At 66.2% G+C, this 19,632-nt stretch carries 14 protein-coding genes and 3 riboswitches; of the genes, 4 read left to right on the plus strand and 10 right to left on the minus strand.

The annotated features are described in order from the left end of the window. Position 1 precedes the first annotated feature (1 nt). From FBY33_RS07200 to FBY33_RS07215, 4 genes are all read right to left on the minus strand, one after another. Positions 2–2,086, minus strand: coding sequence for a PTS fructose transporter subunit IIABC (locus tag FBY33_RS07200; RefSeq protein ID WP_142029979.1), 2,085 nt, complete (start codon positions 2,084–2,086; stop codon positions 2–4). 2 nt (positions 2,087–2,088) lie between these two features. After that, positions 2,089–3,114, minus strand: a complete 1,026-nt coding sequence (locus tag FBY33_RS07205) for a 1-phosphofructokinase family hexose kinase (RefSeq protein ID WP_142029980.1) — start codon at positions 3,112–3,114, stop codon at positions 2,089–2,091. Next, a complete protein-coding gene (locus FBY33_RS07210) occupies positions 3,111–3,917 on the minus strand; it encodes a DeoR/GlpR family DNA-binding transcription regulator (RefSeq protein WP_142029981.1) in 807 nt (268 codons plus the stop codon). Before FBY33_RS07210 ends, FBY33_RS07205 begins: the two co-directional genes overlap by 4 nt. 269 nt (positions 3,918–4,186) lie before the next feature. Then, positions 4,187–4,444 (minus strand): DUF6458 family protein, encoded by a 258-nt coding sequence (locus FBY33_RS07215; RefSeq protein WP_142029982.1) that lies wholly within the window; start codon positions 4,442–4,444, stop codon positions 4,187–4,189. Positions 4,445–4,605: 161 nt separating this feature from the next. On the opposite strand from FBY33_RS07215, the gene FBY33_RS07220 reads away from it, so the two are divergent. The 3 genes from FBY33_RS07220 (at position 4,606) to FBY33_RS07230 (ending at position 8,642) form a co-directional block, all read left to right on the plus strand. Beyond that, positions 4,606–5,223 (plus strand): alpha/beta hydrolase, encoded by a 618-nt coding sequence (locus tag FBY33_RS07220; RefSeq protein WP_142029983.1) that lies wholly within the window; start codon positions 4,606–4,608, stop codon positions 5,221–5,223. 199 nt (positions 5,224–5,422) lie between these two features. After that, complete coding sequence (locus tag FBY33_RS07225; RefSeq protein WP_142029984.1) at positions 5,423–6,160, plus strand: HAD family hydrolase; 738 nt, start codon at positions 5,423–5,425, stop codon at positions 6,158–6,160. A 136-nt stretch (positions 6,161–6,296) separates the two neighbouring features. Then, positions 6,297–8,642, plus strand: a complete 2,346-nt coding sequence (locus tag FBY33_RS07230) for a glycoside hydrolase family 65 protein (protein WP_142029985.1) — start codon at positions 6,297–6,299, stop codon at positions 8,640–8,642. 100 nt (positions 8,643–8,742) lie between these two features. Here the strand turns inward: FBY33_RS07230 and lipA are convergent, their stop codons facing one another. From lipA to gcvP, 6 genes are all read right to left on the minus strand, one after another. Further along, positions 8,743–9,756 carry a lipoyl synthase gene (gene lipA, locus FBY33_RS07235; protein ID WP_142029986.1) on the minus strand — a complete coding sequence of 338 codons (1,014 nt, stop codon included), beginning with the start codon at positions 9,754–9,756 and terminating at the stop codon, positions 8,743–8,745. 54 nt (positions 9,757–9,810) lie between these two features. After that, the gene (locus FBY33_RS07240; protein ID WP_142029987.1) at positions 9,811–11,253 is read right to left on the minus strand and encodes an L-serine ammonia-lyase; all 1,443 of its coding nucleotides are present in this window, start codon (positions 11,251–11,253) and stop codon (positions 9,811–9,813) included. A gap of 298 nt (positions 11,254–11,551) precedes the next feature. Further along, the gene (gene glyA, locus FBY33_RS07245; protein ID WP_142029988.1) at positions 11,552–12,880 is read right to left on the minus strand and encodes a serine hydroxymethyltransferase; all 1,329 of its coding nucleotides are present in this window, start codon (positions 12,878–12,880) and stop codon (positions 11,552–11,554) included. After that, positions 12,877–13,260, minus strand: a complete 384-nt coding sequence (gene gcvH / locus FBY33_RS07250; RefSeq protein ID WP_142029989.1) for a glycine cleavage system protein GcvH — start codon at positions 13,258–13,260, stop codon at positions 12,877–12,879. Before gcvH ends, glyA begins: the two co-directional genes overlap by 4 nt. A gap of 32 nt (positions 13,261–13,292) precedes the next feature. Next, positions 13,293–14,429: a glycine cleavage system aminomethyltransferase GcvT gene (gcvT, locus tag FBY33_RS07255; RefSeq protein ID WP_142029990.1), complete on the minus strand. Its 1,137-nt coding sequence runs from the start codon at positions 14,427–14,429 to the stop codon at positions 13,293–13,295. A 9-nt stretch (positions 14,430–14,438) separates the two neighbouring features. Continuing rightward, positions 14,439–17,291 (minus strand): aminomethyl-transferring glycine dehydrogenase, encoded by a 2,853-nt coding sequence (gene gcvP, locus FBY33_RS07260; protein WP_142029991.1) that lies wholly within the window; start codon positions 17,289–17,291, stop codon positions 14,439–14,441. A gap of 160 nt (positions 17,292–17,451) precedes the next feature. Then, positions 17,452–17,552: riboswitch (glycine riboswitch) on the minus strand. 289 nt (positions 17,553–17,841) lie between these two features. After that, a riboswitch (glycine riboswitch) is annotated at positions 17,842–17,939 on the plus strand. Further along, positions 17,940–18,034: riboswitch (glycine riboswitch) on the plus strand. A 50-nt stretch (positions 18,035–18,084) separates the two neighbouring features. Here gcvP and cycA point away from each other — a divergent pair. After that, positions 18,085–19,626 carry a D-serine/D-alanine/glycine transporter gene (gene cycA / locus FBY33_RS07265; RefSeq protein WP_142029992.1) on the plus strand — a complete coding sequence of 514 codons (1,542 nt, stop codon included), beginning with the start codon at positions 18,085–18,087 and terminating at the stop codon, positions 19,624–19,626. Positions 19,627–19,632 lie beyond the last annotated feature (6 nt).

The following is a 19,632-nucleotide window of genomic DNA, read 5'->3' on the forward strand; positions in this document are numbered from 1 at the left end:
CTCAGACGGTTACGGGAACCGGTTCAACCGTATCAACGCTCTTCTTGACTGCCCAGCGCTTGAGGCCCACCACGGCCAGCGCGCTGACCACGGTGCCGGCGAGGATCGCCACTACGAACATCAACAGGTTGCCGATGGCGAAGAAGACAAAGATACCGCCGTGCGGTGCTTGGGACGTCACGTTGAAGGCCATGGTGAGTGCGCCGGTAAGTGCGCCGCCCAGCATGCTGGCGGGGATGACGCGCAGCGGGTCCGCCGCGGCGAACGGAATGGCGCCTTCGGAGATGAAGGATGCGCCCAGCAGCCAGGCAGCCTTGCCGTTCTCGCGTTCAGCCAGGCTGAACAGCTTCTTGTCCAGCACGGTGGCCAGTGCCATGGCGAGCGGCGGGACCATGCCCGCTGCCATCACGGTGGCCATGATCTGCCAGGGGGCCTGGTTGGTTGCGCTGCCGGCGCTCAGGCCTGCTACAGCGAAGGCGTATGCCACCTTGTTGACGGGACCGCCGAGGTCGAAGCACATCATGAGGCCAAGGATGATTCCCAGGACGACGGCGGAAGCACCGGTCATGCCGGACAGCCAGCCGTTGAGCGCTGTGGTGAGTCCGGCGATGGGTCCGCCGAGCACCAGGAACATCAAACCGGAAGCGACGATCGAAGCGAGCAGCGGAATGATCACCACGGGCATCAGGCCGCGGAGCCAGCGGGGTACCTGCCAGGTTCCGATCAGGTGCGCAACGTAGCCGGCCAGGAGGCCGCCCACAATGCCGCCGAGGAAGCCGGCACCCATGAAGCCGGAGACTGCACCGGCTACGAAGCCGGGGGCGATGCCGGGACGGTCAGCGATCGCGTAGGCGATGTAGCCGGCCAATGCAGGGACCAGGAATCCCATGGACAGCGCGCCGATCTTGAACAGGACCGCGCCGAGGTAGATGGCCAGGCCGCCCTCCGGAAGGTTGCCGAAGTTGTTCGCCAGCACTATCTTGTCCGCGACGCTGGTGATGTTGTAGCCGCCCAGGAGGAAGCCCAGGGCGATCAGCAGGCCGCCGCCGGCTACGAACGGGATCATGTAGCTGACACCCGTGAGCAGTGCCCGCTTCAGCTTCTGGCCGATGTGCTCGCCCTTTTCGGACGCTTCCTGTTCGGCCTGCTCTTCGGCGCCGAAGTGCGGGACGCGGCGTGCGTGGGGATCCGACGCGGCGGCCAGCGCCTCCTGGACCATCTTGGCCGGCTCGTCGATGCCGCGCTTTACCGGGGCATTGATGACGGGCTTGCCGGCAAAGCGCTCCTTTCCGCGGACGTCCACGTCCACCGCGAAGATCACGGCGTCAGCTGCGGCGATCACGGCCGGGTCCAGCGGCTTGGCGCCGGAGGAACCCTGCGTTTCCACCTGCAGGTCAACGCCCATTTCCTGGGCAGCTGCAACCAGCGAGTCGGCGGCCATGTAGGTGTGGGCGATGCCGGTGGGGCAGGCCGTGACAGCCACCAGGCGGGCGGGGCCGGAAGTGGCCGGGCCTGCGGTGGAGGCTGCCGAGGCGGTACCGGCGGAGGAAGACCCCACCGCGCTGGCACCGGAACCGACAGCAGCCCCAACGGGGACTGCGTCAGCCGGGGCGGCTGCGGCGTGCGCGGCAGGCTTGTCTGCCAGCGCGCCATCAACGAGCTCCACAATCTCTGCCTCCGAGGAAGCGTTGCGCAGGGCTGCGGTGAAGTCCTTCTTGATCAGGGACCGGGCCAGTTTGGAGAGCAGCTTCAGGTGCTCCTGGTCCGCCCCGTCGGGGGCGGCGATGAAGAACACCAGGTCAGCCGGGCCGTCCTTGGCGCCGAAGTCCACCTTCGGGTTCAGCCGGGCCATGGCCAGGGTGGGTACGGTGACCGCCGCGGAGCGGCAGTGCGGGATGGCGATGCCGCCGGGAATTCCGGTGGCGGTCTTCTGCTCGCGGGCGAAGGCGTCCGCGAAGAGGCCTTCAACTTCTGATGCGCGTCCGGTGGCAGCAACCTTGCTAGCCAGATGCCGGATCACCGACTCGGGGGTATTGCCCAGGTTCTGGTCGAGCTCGACCAGTTCCGTGGTGATGAGCTGGGTCACTGTCAATCCTTTCGAAGGGCCGTGATGGTTACGGCATCCGGGGTGGTTTGGTTTACTGCCGGAACGGTGGAACCCGGCAGCGAGGCAGCGGCGGCACCATGGGCCACCGCCTGACGAAGGCAGTCGGCGGGGGCGGCGCCCCGGCCGTGGGCAAGCAGGTAGCCGGCAAGTGCGGAATCGCCCGCACCTACCGTGCTGACCGCGGCGACCGGCGGGTGCGTGGCCAGCCACGCGCCGTCGGCCGTTACGAGGACAGCTCCCTTGGAACCGAGAGTTGCCAACACAGCACCCACACCGGAACGTACGACGGCTGCTGCGGCGGCTGCGGCAGCAGCCGGGTCCGCTTCCAGTTCGTCACCGGAGGCCGGGGTGAAACCGGCGGCTGCGGCCAGCTCCGCCAGTTCCTCGGCGTTGGGCTTGAGCAGGTCCGGTTTCCCGGAACCTGCAGTTGTTCCGCCGCCGGTGCCTGTTCCGTCGTCGGGGGTTCCGGCGTCAGTCAGTGCGGCGGCGAGGGGCGCCCCGGAGGAGTCGACGGCGATCAGCGGCGCAGTGCCGTTCCCCGTCTCCCGGATCCTCCGGGCCACCGTGGCGTAGAAGTTGTCCGGGAATCCAGGCGGCAGGGAGCCCGCCAGGACCACCCAGCCGGCACCGCGGGAGCTTTCCAGCAGCAGCTTGATGAGCGCTTCCTGCTGGTCGGCGGCCAGGACGGGGCCGGGTTCGTTGATCTTGGTGGTGACGCCGCCCGGCTCGGTGAGTGCCACGTTGGTGCGCAGCGGCTCATCGATGGGAAGCGACACGAAGGGAACTGCGCTTTCGCGCAGGCCGGCGAGGACGGGATCGCTGTCCGCCCCGGGAAGGACGGCAAGCGACTCCAGGCCGGACGCCACCAGGGCGCGGGAGACGTTGACGCCCTTGCCGCCGGATTCCTGGCGGACGGAGACGGCGCGCTGCACCTCACCGCGCACCAGCGGGCCGGGGAGGGCCACGGTGCGGTCAAGGCTGGGGTTGGCCGTGAAGGTGACGATCATGCGACCACCACGTCTACGCCGGCATCTTCCAGGGCGGCTGCGAGTTCAGGTCCGGGTTCACTGTCTGTGATCAAGGTGTCCAGATCTTTCAGGGAGGCGAACTGGACCAGGGTTTCCGTGTCCAGCTTGGAGGAGTCGGCCAGCACCACAATGCGGCGTGCCGACTGGACGAAGGCTGCCTTGACGGCGGCTTCTTCAGGATCGGGAGTGCTGACGCCAAATGTGGCGTGGATGCCGTTGGTGCCAATGAACGCTATGTCCGGGCGGATGCGGGCGGCTGCGCTCACGGTGGCCTGCCCCACGGCCACCTGGGTGATGCCGCGGACCCGGCCGCCCAGGATCTGCAGGGCAACGCCGGGAACATTGGAGAGCTTGCTGGCGATGGGTACCGCGTGGGTGATGACCACCAGTTCGTGGTGGCGCCCGTTCCCGTCGGAGGGTTCGACGGCGGTGCGTCGCGCCAGCATGTCAGCCAGCACTTCGGTGGTGGTGCCGCCGTCCATGAGGACGCTTGCGGACGAGTTTCGTGGGATCAGGGCCAGGGCGGCTTCGGCGATCCGGATTTTTTGATCCGGCCGTTGGATGGCCCGTTCGGTGATGCTTTCCTCGGTGGTGCTGAAGCGGTCCGCCGCCACCGCGCCGCCGTGTACCCGGCGGACGGTGCCCGCGTTTTCCAAAGCGGCAAGGTCCCTGCGGACTGTTTCAGTGGTGATGCTGAAGCGCTCCGCCAGCAGGGTCACGCTGACCCTGCCGCTGCCGGCTACAAGCTCGGCAATCTTTTGCTGGCGCTCTTCGGCGAACACGTACCCTCCGTCGCGTAGGTCCTGGTGTTTCGGTCGCCCGGTCGGTTCTCCGGACTTCGGCGTGACTGGAATCACATCGATGTTGAGTTACTTGACTTTATCTTTGCTTCTGTTGGTTTGTCAATGGAAACCAACATGAAACAAAATCTTCGTCTTGGTTCCTCTGGTGCGGGGAAAGCGAAAGCCGGGCCGGACACGTCGTGTCCAGCCCGGCTTGCCGGGTATTCATAAATGGCTCTGGCGGGATCCCCGTCCCGATTCCGCCGCGGTCAGACGCCGCCGTCGAGGCTTTCATGGCGGGTGATGCGCTCGCCGGTATTGGGATCAACCACGGAGCGGGACTCGCTCACGCGGCGGCTGCGGCCGGGGGAGGCGAGGATGAGCGAAGCGATCAGTCCAATCACGCCCACGGCCATCAGAATGTAGCCCACCAGCTGCTGGTCCAGGAACGGAATCAGCCCCGGAGACACTGCCCAGGCAAGGATGGCGCCGAGGGCGATGAGGAAGATTGACGAGCCGATTCTCATGACTTGCTCCTTACGGCCGCCTTTGCGGCGCTTGTTGGGCGTTACGGGACCTGCGTACACTGCCAAAGCTAAGCCTGCTGTCTGTTAAGCGTCACGCTACCCCGCCGCGATACCGGATTCAATGACCCGGCCGGGGCGCGCCCGGCGTTTAGGCTGGTCAAGTGGAAACAGTTGTTTGGTCCAAACCCGAAGGCCAACGCGCCGGGACGCCCTTGCTGGTGATGATGCATGGCTACGGGACGGACGAGTCGCGGATGGTGCGGCTTTTCGAGTACCTGCCGCAGGAGTTCACGTTCGCCGCCCTGCGCGCCCCCATGCCCATCGGCGACCACTGGGGCTGGTTCCTGCTCGACTACTTCCTGGCCAACGACTTCGCGGACGTCATCTCCGCCGCCAACGCGGTGCAGGCCTGGATCAACTCGGTCAAGGACCAGCACGCCGGCGTCACCCTGATGGGGTACTCCCAGGGCATGGCCATGGCCAGCACCCTCCTGAGGCTGCACCCTGATGACTACAAGGCCGTTGTGGGGCTGTCCGGCTTCGTGCTGAACAACGAGCTCCTCTCCGTGATGGATTCCTTCGAAGCCAAGCCGCCGTTCTTCTGGGGCCGGGACAAGGCGGATCTGGTGATCAACGAGGACGCCATTGCGTACAGCGCTGAATGGCTCGAAAAGAACACGCAGCTGACGGCCCGGACGTACCCGGGGATGGGGCATGCCATGTCCAAGGCCGAAATGGTGGACGTCAGCGCCTTCCTGCGCCATTACGTACTGAGCTGACCTTCGGGCGGTTGTTAAGAGAGCCAAAAAAACATTTGCAAGTCAAATTTGCAAGCGCTTACACTCGTCTAGGCCATGATCGGTCCTGCAGTGGGCGGACAAGGAAGCGATGCTGTGCGCATAGGCGCAGCAGCACCTTCTTTCAGGCTGACCCGGCAGGACCGGTAGTCCGCAAACCCGAGAGGACACCGCACTGCCGATGACACAACAAACTGCAGCTGATACCGCCGCCTGGACCGGCGCGGCAGCAATCCTGTTTGACCTGGACGGGGTGCTCACGCCTACGGCCACCGTGCATGAGCGTGCCTGGCAGGAACTGTTCGACGGCTACCTTGCCTCGCAGGCAGGGGTCGCCGGCTACAGCGAAAGCGACTACTTCGACCACATCGACGGCAAGCCCCGCTTCGACGGAGTGCGCGACTTCCTGTCCTCCCGCGGGCTCACGCTGCCGGAAGGCCCGCTGGATGACGACCCCGCCAAAGAAACCGTCCAGGGCCTTGGCAACCGGAAGAACGCGATCTTCAACGACATCGTGAGCGCGGGCGTGGAACCGTTCGAAGGCTCGGTGCGCTTCCTCCAAGCCGCGCTGGAACGCGGACTCAAGGTCGCCGTCGTCTCCTCCTCCCGCAACGCCCCCGCCGTCCTGGCGGCCGCCGGACTCAGCCGCCACTTCGCCGTGGTGGTGGACGGGGTGGTGGCCGCGGAGCAAGGCCTGCCCGGCAAGCCAAGCCCGGCCACCTACGAATACGCTGCCGAACTCCTGGACCTGTCCAGCTCGGAGTGCGTGGTGGTGGAAGACGCCGTGTCCGGTGTGCAGGCCGGACACGCGGGATCGTTCCATTCGGTCATTGGCGTGGACCGGGGCGCCGGGCGGCAGACGCTGCTTGACGCTGGAGCCACCCTGGTGGTCAACGATCTCCAGGAACTCATCCCCTAAAAGCCCCGCACCCCCGCTGCCTTCCCCCGGGCAGCCCTGCTGCTTCCCCGGCAGCACCGATCCCAGTACCCCTCTTCCCCCGAATACTCCGTGCCGGCCCGCCCGGCAGCACGGCAACGCCAAAAGGACCCCGACCATGGCACTCATCTCCGCGGACCGCGAACGGTTCCCTGACACCCCCTGGCAGCTCGTTGAAACCCGCTACGAAACCAAGAACGCGGGAACGCTCGAGACCCTGTTTGCGCTGGGAAACGGCCACCTTGGCATCCGGGGTGCCCACTGGGCTGCGGCCGATGCCGAACTCCCGGGCAGCTTTATTAACGGGCTGCACGAAATCTGGGACATCAAACACGCGGAAAACGCGTTTGGGTTCGCCCGGACGGGCCAGCGCATCCTGTACATCCCGGATGCCAACAATTTCACGGTGGTGGTGGACGGCGAAAACCTCAGCCTGGCAGAATCCGAGGTCTTGGACTACCGGCGCACCATCGACTTCCGCACCGGCATCTATGAATGCCGCATCACCTGGCAATGCCGGTCCGGTGCCACGGTGACCACCACGGAACAGCGGGCCGTGGGCTTCGCCTCCCGCGGCAGCCTTGGCATCTCCCTGGAAGTCGCCACGGACCGCCAGGTCTCCCTGGACGTCATCTCCACCGTCATCAACCGCCAGGACCAGCCGGTGGAAGACCACTCCGTGCATGATCCGCGCCGCGCCGGCCGCCACGCCGGGCGGGTGCTGCTGCCCCTGCGGCTTGACGGCGGCGACGGCTCCCTGCGCCTGTCCTGGGAGGCATCTGAATCCAAGCAGCGCGTGGGGATCGCGGTAGACCACTGGACCTCCGCCGGGCACCAGCCGTTCGAGACCCTGGTGGACCAGGACGACAGCAGCGTCCGGTACGTCCTGGCCGTGGACGCCGGTGAACCGTTCCGGCTGGAAAAGAGCGTCAGCTACGCGGCGGGCCGCACGGTCCAGGAGCCGGACGTCGACGCAGCCGCGGTGGCGGAAGAGAACCTTCGCCCCGTGAACGAGATCTTTGCCGAGAGCGAAGCACACTTCCGCAGCTACTGGGCAACGTCGGACATTCAGGTTGAAGGAGGCCAGCCGGGACTGCAGCAGGCCATCCGCTGGAACCTGTTCCAGCTGGCGCAGGCAACGGCCCGCGCCGATGTTGCCGGCATCCCCGCCAAGGGCGTCACGGGCTCGGGCTACGAGGGCCACTACTTCTGGGACCAGGAAGTGTACCTGTTGCCGTACCTTACCTACACGAATCCCGACGGCGCCCGCCAGGTCCTGGAGTTCCGGCACGGCATGCTGCCCGAGGCCAAGATCCGGGCCAAGGAGCTGAGCGTCGATGGCGCCCTCTTCCCCTGGCGGACCATCAACGGACTCGAGGCCAGCGCCTACTACGCTGCCGGCACGGCCCAGTTCCACATCGCGGCCGCGATCGCCTTTGCCACCAACAGGTACCTCTGGGCCACCGGCGACTCCGCCTTCCGGGAGGGAATGGGCGCCGAGCTGCTGATCGAGACCGCCCGGATGTGGATCTCGCTGGGCTTCTTCGGCAAGGACGGGCTTTTCCACATCCACGGTGTCACAGGCCCGGATGAATACACCGCGGTGGTGAACGACAACCTGTACACGAACGTGATGGCCCGCTTCAACCTGCGCGCCGCCGCCGCGCTTGAACACGCCGAAATCACGCACGAGGAGCGGCAGCTGTGGCAAGCAGCGGCCAGCCGGATGCAGCTGCCGTACGACGAGCGGATGCAGGTGCACTCCCAGGACAATGACTTCATGACCCTGGAAGCGTGGGACTGGACCACGCCGCGGTCCAAGTACCCTTTGCTCCTGCACTTCCACCCGCTGGTGATCTACCGCCACCAGGTCCTCAAGCAGGCGGACACGGTCCTGGCCATGTTCCTGCAGTGGCAGGATTTCACGGCGGAGGAAAAGCAGCGCGCCTTCGACTTCTACGATCCCATCACCACCGGCGACTCCACCCTGTCCGCCTGCGTCCAGGGGATCATGGCGGCGGAGGTGGGCTATTCCAAGGAAGCCCTGGACCACTTCACCAACGCCGTCTTCATCGACCTGGACGACACCCACGGCAACACCATCGACGGCGTGCACATCGCTTCCACGGGGGGCGTATGGAGTTCCTTGGTGTGCGGCTTTGCGGGGCTGCGTGACCAGGGACCCGTCCCGTTCTTCGATCCCCGCCTTCCCGTGGAATGGGAGGGACTTGCCTTCCATCTGAAGATCCGCGGCCGCTTGCTGCTGGTCCGGCTTTCGGCCGATGCCATCACGCTCACCGTCCAGGAGGGCGGGCCGTTGGAGCTCGACGTCCGCGGCCAGCGGGTTACCGTGGCGGGCCAGCCCGTGCAGGTCCACCTGGAGCGCGTCCCGGAGCCGGAGCCCACGGTGTTCCCGAGCGGCCTGCCGACGGCGAGCATTCCGGTGGTGCGCGGCAACAGCTGAGCTTTTTTGCCGAGCTGGGAGGACGCGTCCGACGGCGGGCCGGCAGGTACATCCGCCGGCCCGCCTTAGCCTCCTGCCGCCGTCGTGCATTCCGCCGCCCTTAGCCGGCCAGGAGGGTGGCGGCTTCCTGGCGGGTGGTGCCGGAGTCCTGGATGCCGTCGGCGATGTGGGCGAGTTCGGCGGGGATGTCGCGGCCTTTTTTGCGCATGGCGGTGGCCCAGAGGCGGCCGGCGCGGTAGGAGGAGCGGACCAGGGGCCCGGACATGACGCCGAGGAAGCCGATTTCCTGGGCTTCGTGCTGGAGGTCCACGAATTCCTGGGGTTTGACCCAGCGGTCCACGGGCAGGTGCCGTTCGGACGGGCGCAGGTATTGGGTGATGGTGATCAGGTCGCAGCCGGCCTGGTGGAGGTCGCGGAGGGCTTCGCTGATTTCTTCGCGGGTTTCGCCCATGCCCAGGATGAGGTTGGACTTGGTGACCATGCCCAGGTTCCGGCCCTGGGTGATGACGTCCAGGGACCGCTCGTAGCGGAACGCGGGGCGGATCCGCTTGAAGATCCGGGGCACGGTTTCGACGTTGTGCGCGAAGACCTCGGGGGCGGAGTCGCAGATCGCCTTGATGTGGTCGGGGTTGCCGGAGAAGTCCGGGATCAGCAGTTCCACGCCGGTGCCGGGGTTCAGTTCGTGGATCTTGCGGACGGTTTCGGCGTAGAGCCAGACGCCTTCGTCTTCCAGGTCGTCGCGGGCCACGCCGGTGACGGTGGCGTAGCGCAGCTGCATGGACTGGACCGAGCGGGCCACCTTGGTGGGTTCGAACATGTCCACGGGGGAGGGCTTGCCGGTATCGATCTGGCAGAAGTCGCAGCGGCGGGTGCATTCGGACCCGCCGATCAGGAAGGTGGCTTCCTTGTCTTCCCAGCATTCGAAGATGTTGGGGCAGCCGGCTTCTTCGCAGACGGTGTGCAGGCCTTCCTTTTTCACCAGGTTCTTCAGCCCGACGAACTCCGGGCCCATCTGGACCTTGGCCTTGATCCACTCCGGTTTGCGTTCCACCGGGACCGCAGCGTTGCGCTGCTCGATCCGCAGCATCTTCCGGCCTTCAGGTGCCAGCGTCATGGTTGTTTCCTTTGTTTGCTCTGGGGCTCTTGCCGGGACAGGTTTGGTGGTGGGTCAGCATTCGACGACGTTGACGGCGAGGCCGCCCATGGCGGTTTCCTTGTATTTGGAGCTCATGTCCTTGCCGGTTTCGCGCATGGTGATGATGACTTCGTCCAGGGAGACGCGGTGGGTCCCGTCGCCCCAGAGCGCCATTTTCGCGGCGTTGATCGCTTTCGCGGCGGCGATCGCGTTCCGTTCGATGCAGGGGACCTGGACCAGCCCGCCGATCGGGTCGCAGGTCAGGCCCAGGTTGTGTTCCATCGCGATCTCGGCGGCGTTCTCCACCTGCGCCGGGGACCCGCCCATCACCTCGGCCAGGCCCGCGGCGGCCATCGACGATGCCGAGCCCACCTCGCCCTGGCAGCCCACTTCGGCCCCGGAAATGGAGGCCTGTTCCTTGTAGAGCACCCCGACCGCGCCGGCGGCGAGCAGGAACCGCACCACCACATCGTCCCGGTCGGCCTGGCTGGCCTGGTCCATGCCCGGGGCGAAGTGCAGCGCGTAGAACAGCACCGCGGGGATGATCCCGGCCGCCCCGTTGGTGGGGGCGGTGACCACCCGGCCGCCGGAGGCGTTCTCCTCGTTCACCGCCAACGCCACCAAGTTAACCCACTCCTGCCAATACCGGGGGTCGAAGCGGACCGCGTCCCAGTCCGCCTCCTGCTCGTCGTGGTCCTGGGTGTGCGCGGATTCCTTCTTGAGCCGTTCGTACCAGTCCGGGGCGCGGCGGCGGACCTTCAACCCGCCCGGCAGCACCCCTTCACGCTTCAGGGAGGTGGCCACACAGTTTTCCATCACCGACCAGATCTGCAGCAACCCCGCCCGGATCTGCTCCTCCTCCCGGGAGGTCTTTTCGTTCACGAGCATGACATCGGCGATGCCCAGCCCGGTCACCGCGCAGTGCTCCAGCAGTTCCGCGGCAGTCCGGAACGGCAGCGGCAGTTCCTGTTTGGACGCGTCCAGTTCCTGCTGCGCCGCGTCCTCCTCACCCTCGCGGACGATGAACCCGCCACCCACCGAGAAGAACGTCGCCGTATGCAACACCGAACCTTCTGCATCGGACACGGTGAACGTCATCCCGTTCGTGTGCCGCGGCAACACCGTCAACGGCCGCAGCACCATGTCCTTCACCCCGTACGGCAACGGCACAGCACCGGCCAGGTTCAGCGTCCCGGTCTCCGCGATCGAGGCCAGCCGCTCCTCCACCTCATCGGGCAGGATCAACTCCGGATGGAACCCCTCCAACCCCAGCAGGACCGCAGTCATCGTGCCATGCCCGTGGCCCGTCGCGGCCAGCGACCCATACAGGTCCACCCGCAACGCCCCCACCCCCGCCAGCACACCCGAGGCCTTCAACTCCTCCGCGAACACCGCAGCAGCCCGCATCGGCCCCACAGTATGAGAAGACGAAGGCCCGATCCCGATTGAGAAAAGGTCAAAGACTCCAACAGCCATGCGCTTGGTTCCTAACTAATTTGTGGTCGGGTTGGGAGGCGGGTGACCGAATTCCTCCGCGTGCTGCTCCTTCGTCGCTCTGACGCACGCTTCCGGAATCCGCTCACCCACCGTCGGCCTGTCACCTTTGCCGCCAATCACTGACTGCCTGACTTCGAAGGGGACGGACGGGCCCCTTTGGGTCCGGACTCCGGCAGCATGCGTCTAAGGGAGCGTCACGTCCGCTCAGCGGGCGTCTTCGCGACCGAGCATGCAGAGGAGTTCGGACCCGACGGGCCTTAAGCCAGCCAGAGGGTTGTTAGGCGAGGTTTGCGACGCCCGGGTAGAGGGGGTGGGCCTTCGCCAACTCCTCGACGCGGTGACGGAGCCCGGAAAGGTCCGCGTCGGCGTCGGCTATCAATGCCTCGGCGATGATGTCCGCAACCTCGCGGAAGGCATCTTCGCCGAAGTCACGGGTGGCCAGGGCGGGGGTGCCGATACGGAGGCCCGAGGTGACCATCGGTGGGCGGGGGTCGAAGGGGACGGCGTTTCGGTTGACGGTGATGTCGATGGCAGCGAGCCGGTCTTCGGCCTGCTGTCCGTCGAGGTCGCAGTTCCGCAGGTCAACGAGGACCAGATGCACATCCGTGCCGCCGGACACAACGCTGATGCCCTTGGCCGTGACGTCCGGCTGGACCAGTCGTTCTGCCAGGATGCGGGCACCGGACAGGACGCGCTCCTGCCGTTCGCGGAACTCTTCGGACGCGGCGATCTTGAACGCCACGGCCTTGCCCGCGATCACGTGTTCCAGCGGGCCGCCCTGCTGGCCGGGGAACACAGCCGAGTTGATCTTCTTGGCGATGTCGGCGTCGTTGGTCAGGATGATGCCGCCGCGCGGACCGGCGAGGGTCTTGTGCGTGGTGGACGTGGTGACGTGCGCGTGCGGGACAGGAGACGGGTGCAGGCCCGCGGCCACCAGGCCGGCGAAGTGCGCCATGTCCACCATGAGGTAGGCGCCCACGGAATCAGCGATGCGGCGGAACTCGGCAAAGTCGAGCTGCCGGGCGTAGGCGGACCAGCCGGCAACGATCAGATGCGGCTTGTGCTCCTGGGCCAGGCGCTCCACCTCGGCCATGTCCACCGTGTGGGTGTCCTCGCGGACGCCGTAGGGCACCACGTTGTAGAGCTTGCCGGAGAAGTTGATCCGCATGCCGTGGGTCAGGTGGCCGCCGTGCGCCAGGTTGAGGCCCATGATGGTGTCGCCCGGCTTGATCAGTGCGTGCATGACCGAGGCGTTGGCCTGCGCGCCGGAGTGCGGCTGGACATTCGCGAACCCGGCTCCGAACAGGGCCTTCAACCGGTCAATGGCTAGCTGCTCGATCACGTCGACGTGCTCGCAGCCGCCGTAGTAGCGCTTGCCCGGGTAGCCTTCGGCGTACTTGTTGGTCAGGACGGAGCCCTGCGCCTGCATCACCGCTGCGGCAGTGTGGTTCTCGGAGGCGATCATCTCCAGGCCGTCGCGCTGGCGGCCCAGTTCGTCGTCGATCTTTGCCGCAATCTCCGGATCCAGGACGGCCAGGTCGGCGTTCAGGCTGGGGGAGACCACCTGCTCAAAGGTGACGGTCCCCGCCGATGCAGCCCCGCTCACAGCTCGCCGCCGTTCGCTGCGGCGTATTCCTCGGCCGACATCAGCGGGCCTTCCTCGGTGACGGCCACCTTGAACAGCCAGCCGGCACCGTACGGGTCGCTGTTGATCAGGGCGGGGTCCGAGACCACGCCGTCATTGATTTCGATGACCTCACCGGTCACCGGAGCGTAGAGGTCGGAGACGGACTTGGTGGATTCCACCTCGCCGCAGGTTTCGCCGGCCATCACCGTGGAGCCCACCTCGGGCAGGTCAACGTACACGATGTCACCCAGGGCATCGGCAGCCACGGCGGAAATCCCGATCCCCGCAGGGCCGGATCCGTCAACCGCAACCCACTCGTGTTCGGCGGAGTACTTCAGTTCAGAAACAACTTTGCTCATGATTTTTCCTTACGTTTGAAAACTGCGGTGGATTACTTTTGGCGCTTGTAGAACGGGAGGTTGACCACTTCGAAGCGCTCGGGCTTGCCGCGGAGGTCGATGTCCAGGACGGTGCCGGCTTCAGCGAATTCGACGTCTACGTAGGCCATGGCAACGGGGTATCCGAGGGTGGGGGACGGCTGGCCGGAGGTCACTTCACCCACCAGGCTGCCGTCCTTGAGGACCGGGTAGTGGGCGCGGGCGGCACGTCGGCCGGCGCCCTTGAGGCCCACCAGCTTCTGCCCAATGGTTGAACCGACTCCGGCAGCCTTGATGGCGGCCAGTGCTTCCTTGCCCACGAAATCGCTCTCCTTCGCCAGCGACACCACAGGACCCAGGCCGGCCGCATAGGCGTTGACGTGGCGGGAGAGTTCGTTGCCGTAGAGCGGCATGCCTGCTTCGAGGCGGAGGGAGTCGCGGGCCGCGAGACCGGCGGGGATGAGCCCGTGGCCGGCGCCAACTTCCAGCAGCGCTTCCCACAGGCCGGCGGCATCCTCGTTGGGAACGTAGATTTCGAAGCCGTCCTCACCCGTGTAGCCGGTGCGGGCCAACAGCAGGTCCTGGCCGTTCATGTCCACCTCGACGGCGGCGTAGTACTTCAACTCCTGGACCAGTGCGTGCTGTTCAGCCGGGACCAGCTTCAGGAGGATCGCCTCGGAAATCGGACCCTGCACGGCAATCAGCGAGGTCTCCGCCGAGGCGTCCTCCACCGTGACGTCGAAATTGGCGGAGCGCTCCAGGAGTTCCTTGGCCACAACCGCGGCGTTGCCCGCGTTCGGCACCACCAGGAAGACGTCGGTACCGTCCTGCGCTGCGGGGCGGCGGTAGGTGATGAGGTCGTCGATGATGCCGCCGTCGGAGTCGCAGATCAGCGAGTACTTCGCCTTTCCGACGGCGACCGCGGACAGTTTACCGGCCAGTGCGTAGTCCAGGAAGGCGGCGGCGTCGGGGCCGGTCACCCAGACTTCGCCCATGTGGGAGAGGTCGAATAGGCCGGCAGCGTTGCGGACGGCGTGGTGTTCGGCGAGCTCGGACTCGTACTTGAGCGGCATCTGCCAGCCGCCGAAGTCGGTGAAGGAGGCCCCGGCCTTCTTGTGCTGATCATAGAGCGCGGTGTATTTCTCGGTCATTGGAAGTCCTTAGTTCTCAAATTCAGAAAGCGGCGGGCAGGAGCAGATCAGGTTCCGGTCGCCGGCGGCGCCGTCGATCCTGCCCACGGGCGGGAAGTACTTGTCCTGGCGCAGCGAGGCAACGGGGAATACGGCCTGCTCGCGCGGGTACGCGCGGTCCCAGTCGGAGTTGACGACGGCGGCTGCCGTGTGGGGTGCGTTGCGCACCGGTGATGCCTCCAGGGTGAAGTCGCCGCTGGCTACCTGCTGGATCTCGCCGTGGATGGTGATCATGGCCTCGATGAAGCGGTCGATCTCGGCCAGGTCCTCGGACTCGGTGGGCTCCACCATCAGCGTTCCGGCCACGGGGAAGGCCAGGGTGGGGGCGTGGAAGCCGAAGTCGATGAGGCGCTTGGCAACATCCTCAGCCGTCACCCCGGTCCTGGCCGTGAGTTCGCGCAGGTCCAGGATGCACTCGTGGGCCACCAGCCCGCCTTCGCCCGTGTACAGGACCGGGAAGTATTCGTTCAGGCGGGAGGCGACGTAGTTTGCCGCCAGGAGCGCGGACTTGGTGGCCTCGGTCAGGCCCTCACCGCCCATCAGCTTCACGTAGGCCCAGGAAATGGGCAGCACGCCGGCCGAACCGAAGCGGGACGCCGAGATTGCAACGCCGTGCCCGGCTTCGTGCGCGGCCTTGTTGGCATCGCCGGGCATAAACGGTGCCAGGTGCGCCTTCGCTGCAACCGGTCCCACGCCGGGGCCGCCGCCGCCGTGCGGGATGCAGAAGGTCTTGTGCAGGTTCAGGTGGGACACGTCCCCGCCGAACTTGCCCGGCTGGGCCAGCCCGACGAGGGCGTTGAGGTTCGCTCCGTCCACATATACCTGGCCGCCTGCAGCGTGGACGGCGTCGCAGACCTCGCGCACATCGGAGTCGTACACTCCGTGCGTGGACGGGTAGGTGATCATGATTGCCGAGAGGACATCCTTGTGGGCCTCGATCTTGGCCTGCAGGTCGGCATGGTCGATGGTGCCGTCCGCGGCCGTGGCCACCACAACAACCTTCATGCCTGCGAGGACCGCGGAGGCGGCGTTGGTGCCGTGGGCTGAGGCAGGGATCAGGCAGATGTTGCGCTGCTGGTCGCCGCGGGAGTGGTGGTAGCCGCGGATCGCCAGCAGGCCGGCGAGCTCGCCCTGGGAGCCGGCGTTGGGCTGGATGGACACCTGGTCGTACCCGGTGATTTCGGCGAGGTCGGATTCAAGGTCGGCGATGAGTTCACGCCAGCCGGCGGTCTGGGAGTCCGGGGCAAACGGGTGGATCGAGGCGAACTCGGGCCAGGAGATGGCCTCCATCTCTGCGGTGGCGTTCAGCTTCATGGTGCAGGAGCCCAGCGGAATCATGGTGCGGTCCAGCGCCAAGTCCCGATCGGACAGGCGGCGGATGTAGCGCAGGAGCTGGGTTTCGGAGCGGTGCGTGTTGAAGACCGGGTGCTGCAGGTAGGTGGAAGTGCGCAGCACCGTCTCGGGCAGTTCGAATCCGGCAGCGTCCACAACGGGACCGGCGCCAAAGGCGACGACCACCGCGGAGAGGACCTCCGGCGTCGTGGTTTCATCGACCGACACGCCAACTGTGTCCGCGTCGATGAGGCGCAGGTTGATGCCGCGGGCTTCGGCGGCGGTGATGACCTTGGCGGCCTTGCCGGGCACGCGGACGGTGATGGTGTCGAAGAAGGTGTCGGACACCAGTTCGCGGCCGGCGATCTTCAGCGTGGCGGCGAGGGCGCGGGCGTTGTTGTGGACGGTTTCGGCAATCGCCTTCAGCCCGTCCGGGCCGTGGTACACCGCATAAAAGGAGGACACGATGGCCAGCAGGGCCTGGGCGGTGCAGATGTTGGACGTGGCCTTTTCGCGGCGGATGTGCTGCTCGCGCGTCTGGAGGGCCAGGCGGTAGGCGGGGACGCCGGCGTTGTCCTTGGAGACGCCCACGATGCGGCCGGGCAGCGTGCGTTCCATGCCGTCGCGGACGGCCATGTAGGCGGCGTGCGGTCCCCCAAAGAACAACGGCACACCAAAGCGCTGGGTGGAGCCGACGGCGATGTCCGCGCCCTGCTCTCCCGGCGGGGTGATGAGGGTGAGGGCCAGGAGGTCCGCGGCAACGGTGACCAGCGCACCCCGGTCCTTGGCCTCGGCGATGACGGCGGACTGGTCCCAGACACGGCCGGAGACCCCGGGCTGCTGGAGGACGACGCCGTTGATGTCCCCGTCGGGCAGTCCGCTGGTGAGGTCGGCGATCTCCACCTCGAAGCCGAGGGCTTCGGCGCGGCCCAGCACGATGGCGATGGTCTGCGGGAGGAGGTCGGCGTCGAGGACGGTCTTGCCGTCCTTCGCAGTCTTGTTCTTGTTGGCCCGGCGCATCAGCAGCACGGCTTCGGCGACGGCGGTGGCTTCGTCCAGGAGGGATGCGTTGGCCACCGGGAGCGCGGTGAGGTCCTGGACCATGGTCTGGAAGTTCAGGAGTGCCTCGAGCCGGCCTTGGGAAATCTCGGGCTGGTACGGGGTGTAGGCGGTGTACCAGGCGGGAGCTTCGAGGATGTTGCGGCGGATCACCGGCGGGGTCACCGTGTCGTAGTAGCCCTGGCCGATCATCTGGACCGCGGTCTTGTTCCTGCCGGCGATCCGGCGGAGCTCGGCAAGGACCTCCACCTCGCTGAGGGCGTCGGTCAGCCTGAGCGCAGTTTCCTGACGGATGGAGGCGGGAACGGCCACGTCAACGAGGCCATCCACGCTGTCGTAGCCCACGGCCTTGAGCATGGTGTCGACGTCGGCCTGGCGGCGCGCGCCGATATGGCGGTCAACAAACGATGTTGGATGCGATTGAATCGTCATGAGGAACTCCAGTTCTGGCCGGCCGAAGGTGGCACGGCGTGGGATGGGTTCCTCCCCGCTCTGTATTGGACCTGAGAGATTCCGCGTTGCCTGCTCTTGGCAGGGGGCCGCTTGCACCGTCGGTGAACCAGGCAAGAGCCCGGTTGCTTTCCAGAGTCGCCTCGCCGTGACGGTACGTGGGCCTGAGAGATTCCTGGGGAGGATTTGCTCCTACGGCGCCTGCCCGGTGTTTTGCCGGGAGGACTCTCCCGTCACAGCTCGAAAGGCTTATTCAAATGTGGGTGATTCGGCTCACAAGGTATCTGGAATAGCTGTCGGTGGCAAATCGGGCGGGCGCCGCAGCGGGTGAATCCGGCCCGTGACGCCCTTCTGTCCCGCTTGTGTCATGGCAGGTTTGACTTTCGATCGTGACGGACACCACACTGAACCCCGGGATTGGTGCTGCCGGTGGCCGACTCAACATATTCGGAGCGGCCCACCAGCCGGCGCCCGTCCCACAGCATGACCCGCCGCGGCCTCCGGGGCTGCGGCTTCCAACTGAACATGCCTTCGACCTGCGGCGGGAGAGCCCTGCCGGTACATTCAGCAGGCGCCGTAGGAGCAAATCCTCCCCAGGAAACTCTCAGGCCCACGTACCGCCGCGGACAGGCAACTCTGGAAAGCAGCCAGGCAAGTTCCTGGCTCACCGACGGTGCAAGCGGCATGGCTGCGGAAACTCTCAGGTTCACTACAGAGCGGGGAGGAACCAAATCTTTTGCGGTACCCAAGTGCCGCTTTATCGATGGAGTTCCTCATGGCGATTCATCCCCCCACGTCCAACGGCGAACCTGCGCGCAACGAAACCGCAAACACGTCCGCCCGCAGCGAGCCACCCCACCTTGAACGGCAGCTCACCAACCGCCACATCCAGCTCATCGCCATCGGCGGAGCGATCGGCACCGGCCTCTTCATGGGCTCCGGCAAGACCATCTCCGCAGCCGGCCCATCCGTGATCTTCGTGTACATGATCATCGGCTTCATGCTCTTCTTCGTCATGCGGGCCATGGGCGAACTGCTGCTGAGCAACCTGAACTACAAGTCCTTCAGTGACTTCGCGGCTGACCTCCTGGGGCCGTGGGCAGGCTTCTTCACCGGCTGGACCTACTGGTTCTGTTGGGTGATCACCGGAATCGCGGACGTGATCGCGATTGCCGGCTACTCCAAGGAACTCTGGCCGGGGCTTCCGCTGTGGATCCCGGGCCTGGCCACGGTGGGCATCCTGCTCCTGTTGAACCTCGCCACCGTCAAGGCTTTCGGCGAGACCGAGTTCTGGTTCGCCCTTATCAAGATCATCGCCATCGCTGCCCTCATCGTCGTGGGCCTTTTCATGATCTTCACCGGCTTCCAGAGCGACGCGGGCACGGCAAGCTTCACCAACCTGTGGAGCCATGGCGGGTTCTTCCCCAACGAGTTCATGGGCTTCGTGGCCGGATTCCAGATCGCCGTGTTCGCCTTCGTGGGCATCGAACTGGTGGGCACCACCGCCGCCGAGGCCAAGAACCCCGAGCGCACCTTGCCCAAGGCCATCAACGCCATCCCCGTCCGCGTGCTGCTGTTCTACGTCGGCGCGCTGGTCATCCTGATGGCCGTCACGCCGTGGACCCAGTTCGCCGCGGGCCACAGCCCCTTCATCGGCATGTTCTCCCTGGCCGGCCTCGGTGCCGCGGCCACAGTGGTCAACCTGGTGGTCCTCACCTCGGCCATGTCCTCCGCGAACTCCGGCATCTACTCCACCTCCCGCATGGTCTTCGGACTGGCCCAGGAAGGCGACGCCCCCGGCATGTTCGGCCGCCTGTCCACGAGGAAGGTGCCCAGCAACGCGCTGTTCCTGTCCTGCGTCCTGCTGCTGTCCGGCGTCGTACTCATGTATGCCGGCCAGGACGTTGGCAAGGCCTTCGAAATGGTGACCACCGTGTCCGCCGTCTGCTTCGTCTTCGTCTGGTCGATCATCCTGGCCAGCTACATCTCCTTCCGGCGCCGCCGGCCGCACCTGCATGAGGGATCAAAGTTCAAGATGCCCGGTGGCATCCCGGCCGTGTGGGTTGTTTACGCGTTCTTTGCCTTCGTCCTGTGGGCCCTGACCACCCAGCCCGACACCCTCGTTGCACTGCTGGTAACCCCCATCTGGTTCGTCGTCCTTGGCGTGGCGTGGGCCATCCTGCGCCGCCGTCCCGCCCACCTGGCCCGCTTCGAGGTCTTCCAGGCTGAACTCCGGGCCGACCAGGCTGCCGCCGGGCGCCCCGCAGGGCAGGACTCTGGTCCGGCTGCGCACGAGGTTGAGCAGGCCAGGAAATGACAGCCG

The organism is Arthrobacter sp. SLBN-112 (assembly GCF_006715225.1).
Taxonomy (GTDB): Bacteria; Actinomycetota; Actinomycetes; order Actinomycetales; family Micrococcaceae; genus Arthrobacter.

Excerpts from the sequence above, each read along its gene's own strand:
- FBY33_RS07205 (WP_142029980.1), bottom strand. The coding sequence starts at position 3,114 with ATGATCGTCACCTTCACGGCCAACCCCAGCCTTGACCGCACCGTGGCC.
- FBY33_RS07215 (WP_142029982.1), bottom strand. The coding sequence starts at position 4,444 with ATGAGAATCGGCTCGTCAATCTTCCTCATCGCCCTCGGCGCCATCCTT.
- FBY33_RS07225 (WP_142029984.1), top strand. The coding sequence starts at position 5,423 with ATGACACAACAAACTGCAGCTGATACCGCCGCCTGGACCGGCGCGGCA.
- FBY33_RS07230 (WP_142029985.1), top strand. The coding sequence starts at position 6,297 with ATGGCACTCATCTCCGCGGACCGCGAACGGTTCCCTGACACCCCCTGG.
- lipA (WP_142029986.1), bottom strand. The coding sequence starts at position 9,756 with ATGACGCTGGCACCTGAAGGCCGGAAGATGCTGCGGATCGAGCAGCGC.
- FBY33_RS07240 (WP_142029987.1), bottom strand. The coding sequence starts at position 11,253 with ATGGCTGTTGGAGTCTTTGACCTTTTCTCAATCGGGATCGGGCCTTCG.
- gcvH (WP_142029989.1), bottom strand. The coding sequence starts at position 13,260 with ATGAGCAAAGTTGTTTCTGAACTGAAGTACTCCGCCGAACACGAGTGG.
- gcvT (WP_142029990.1), bottom strand. The coding sequence starts at position 14,429 with ATGACCGAGAAATACACCGCGCTCTATGATCAGCACAAGAAGGCCGGG.
- gcvP (WP_142029991.1), bottom strand. The coding sequence starts at position 17,291 with ATGACGATTCAATCGCATCCAACATCGTTTGTTGACCGCCATATCGGC.
- cycA (WP_142029992.1), top strand. The coding sequence starts at position 18,085 with ATGGCGATTCATCCCCCCACGTCCAACGGCGAACCTGCGCGCAACGAA.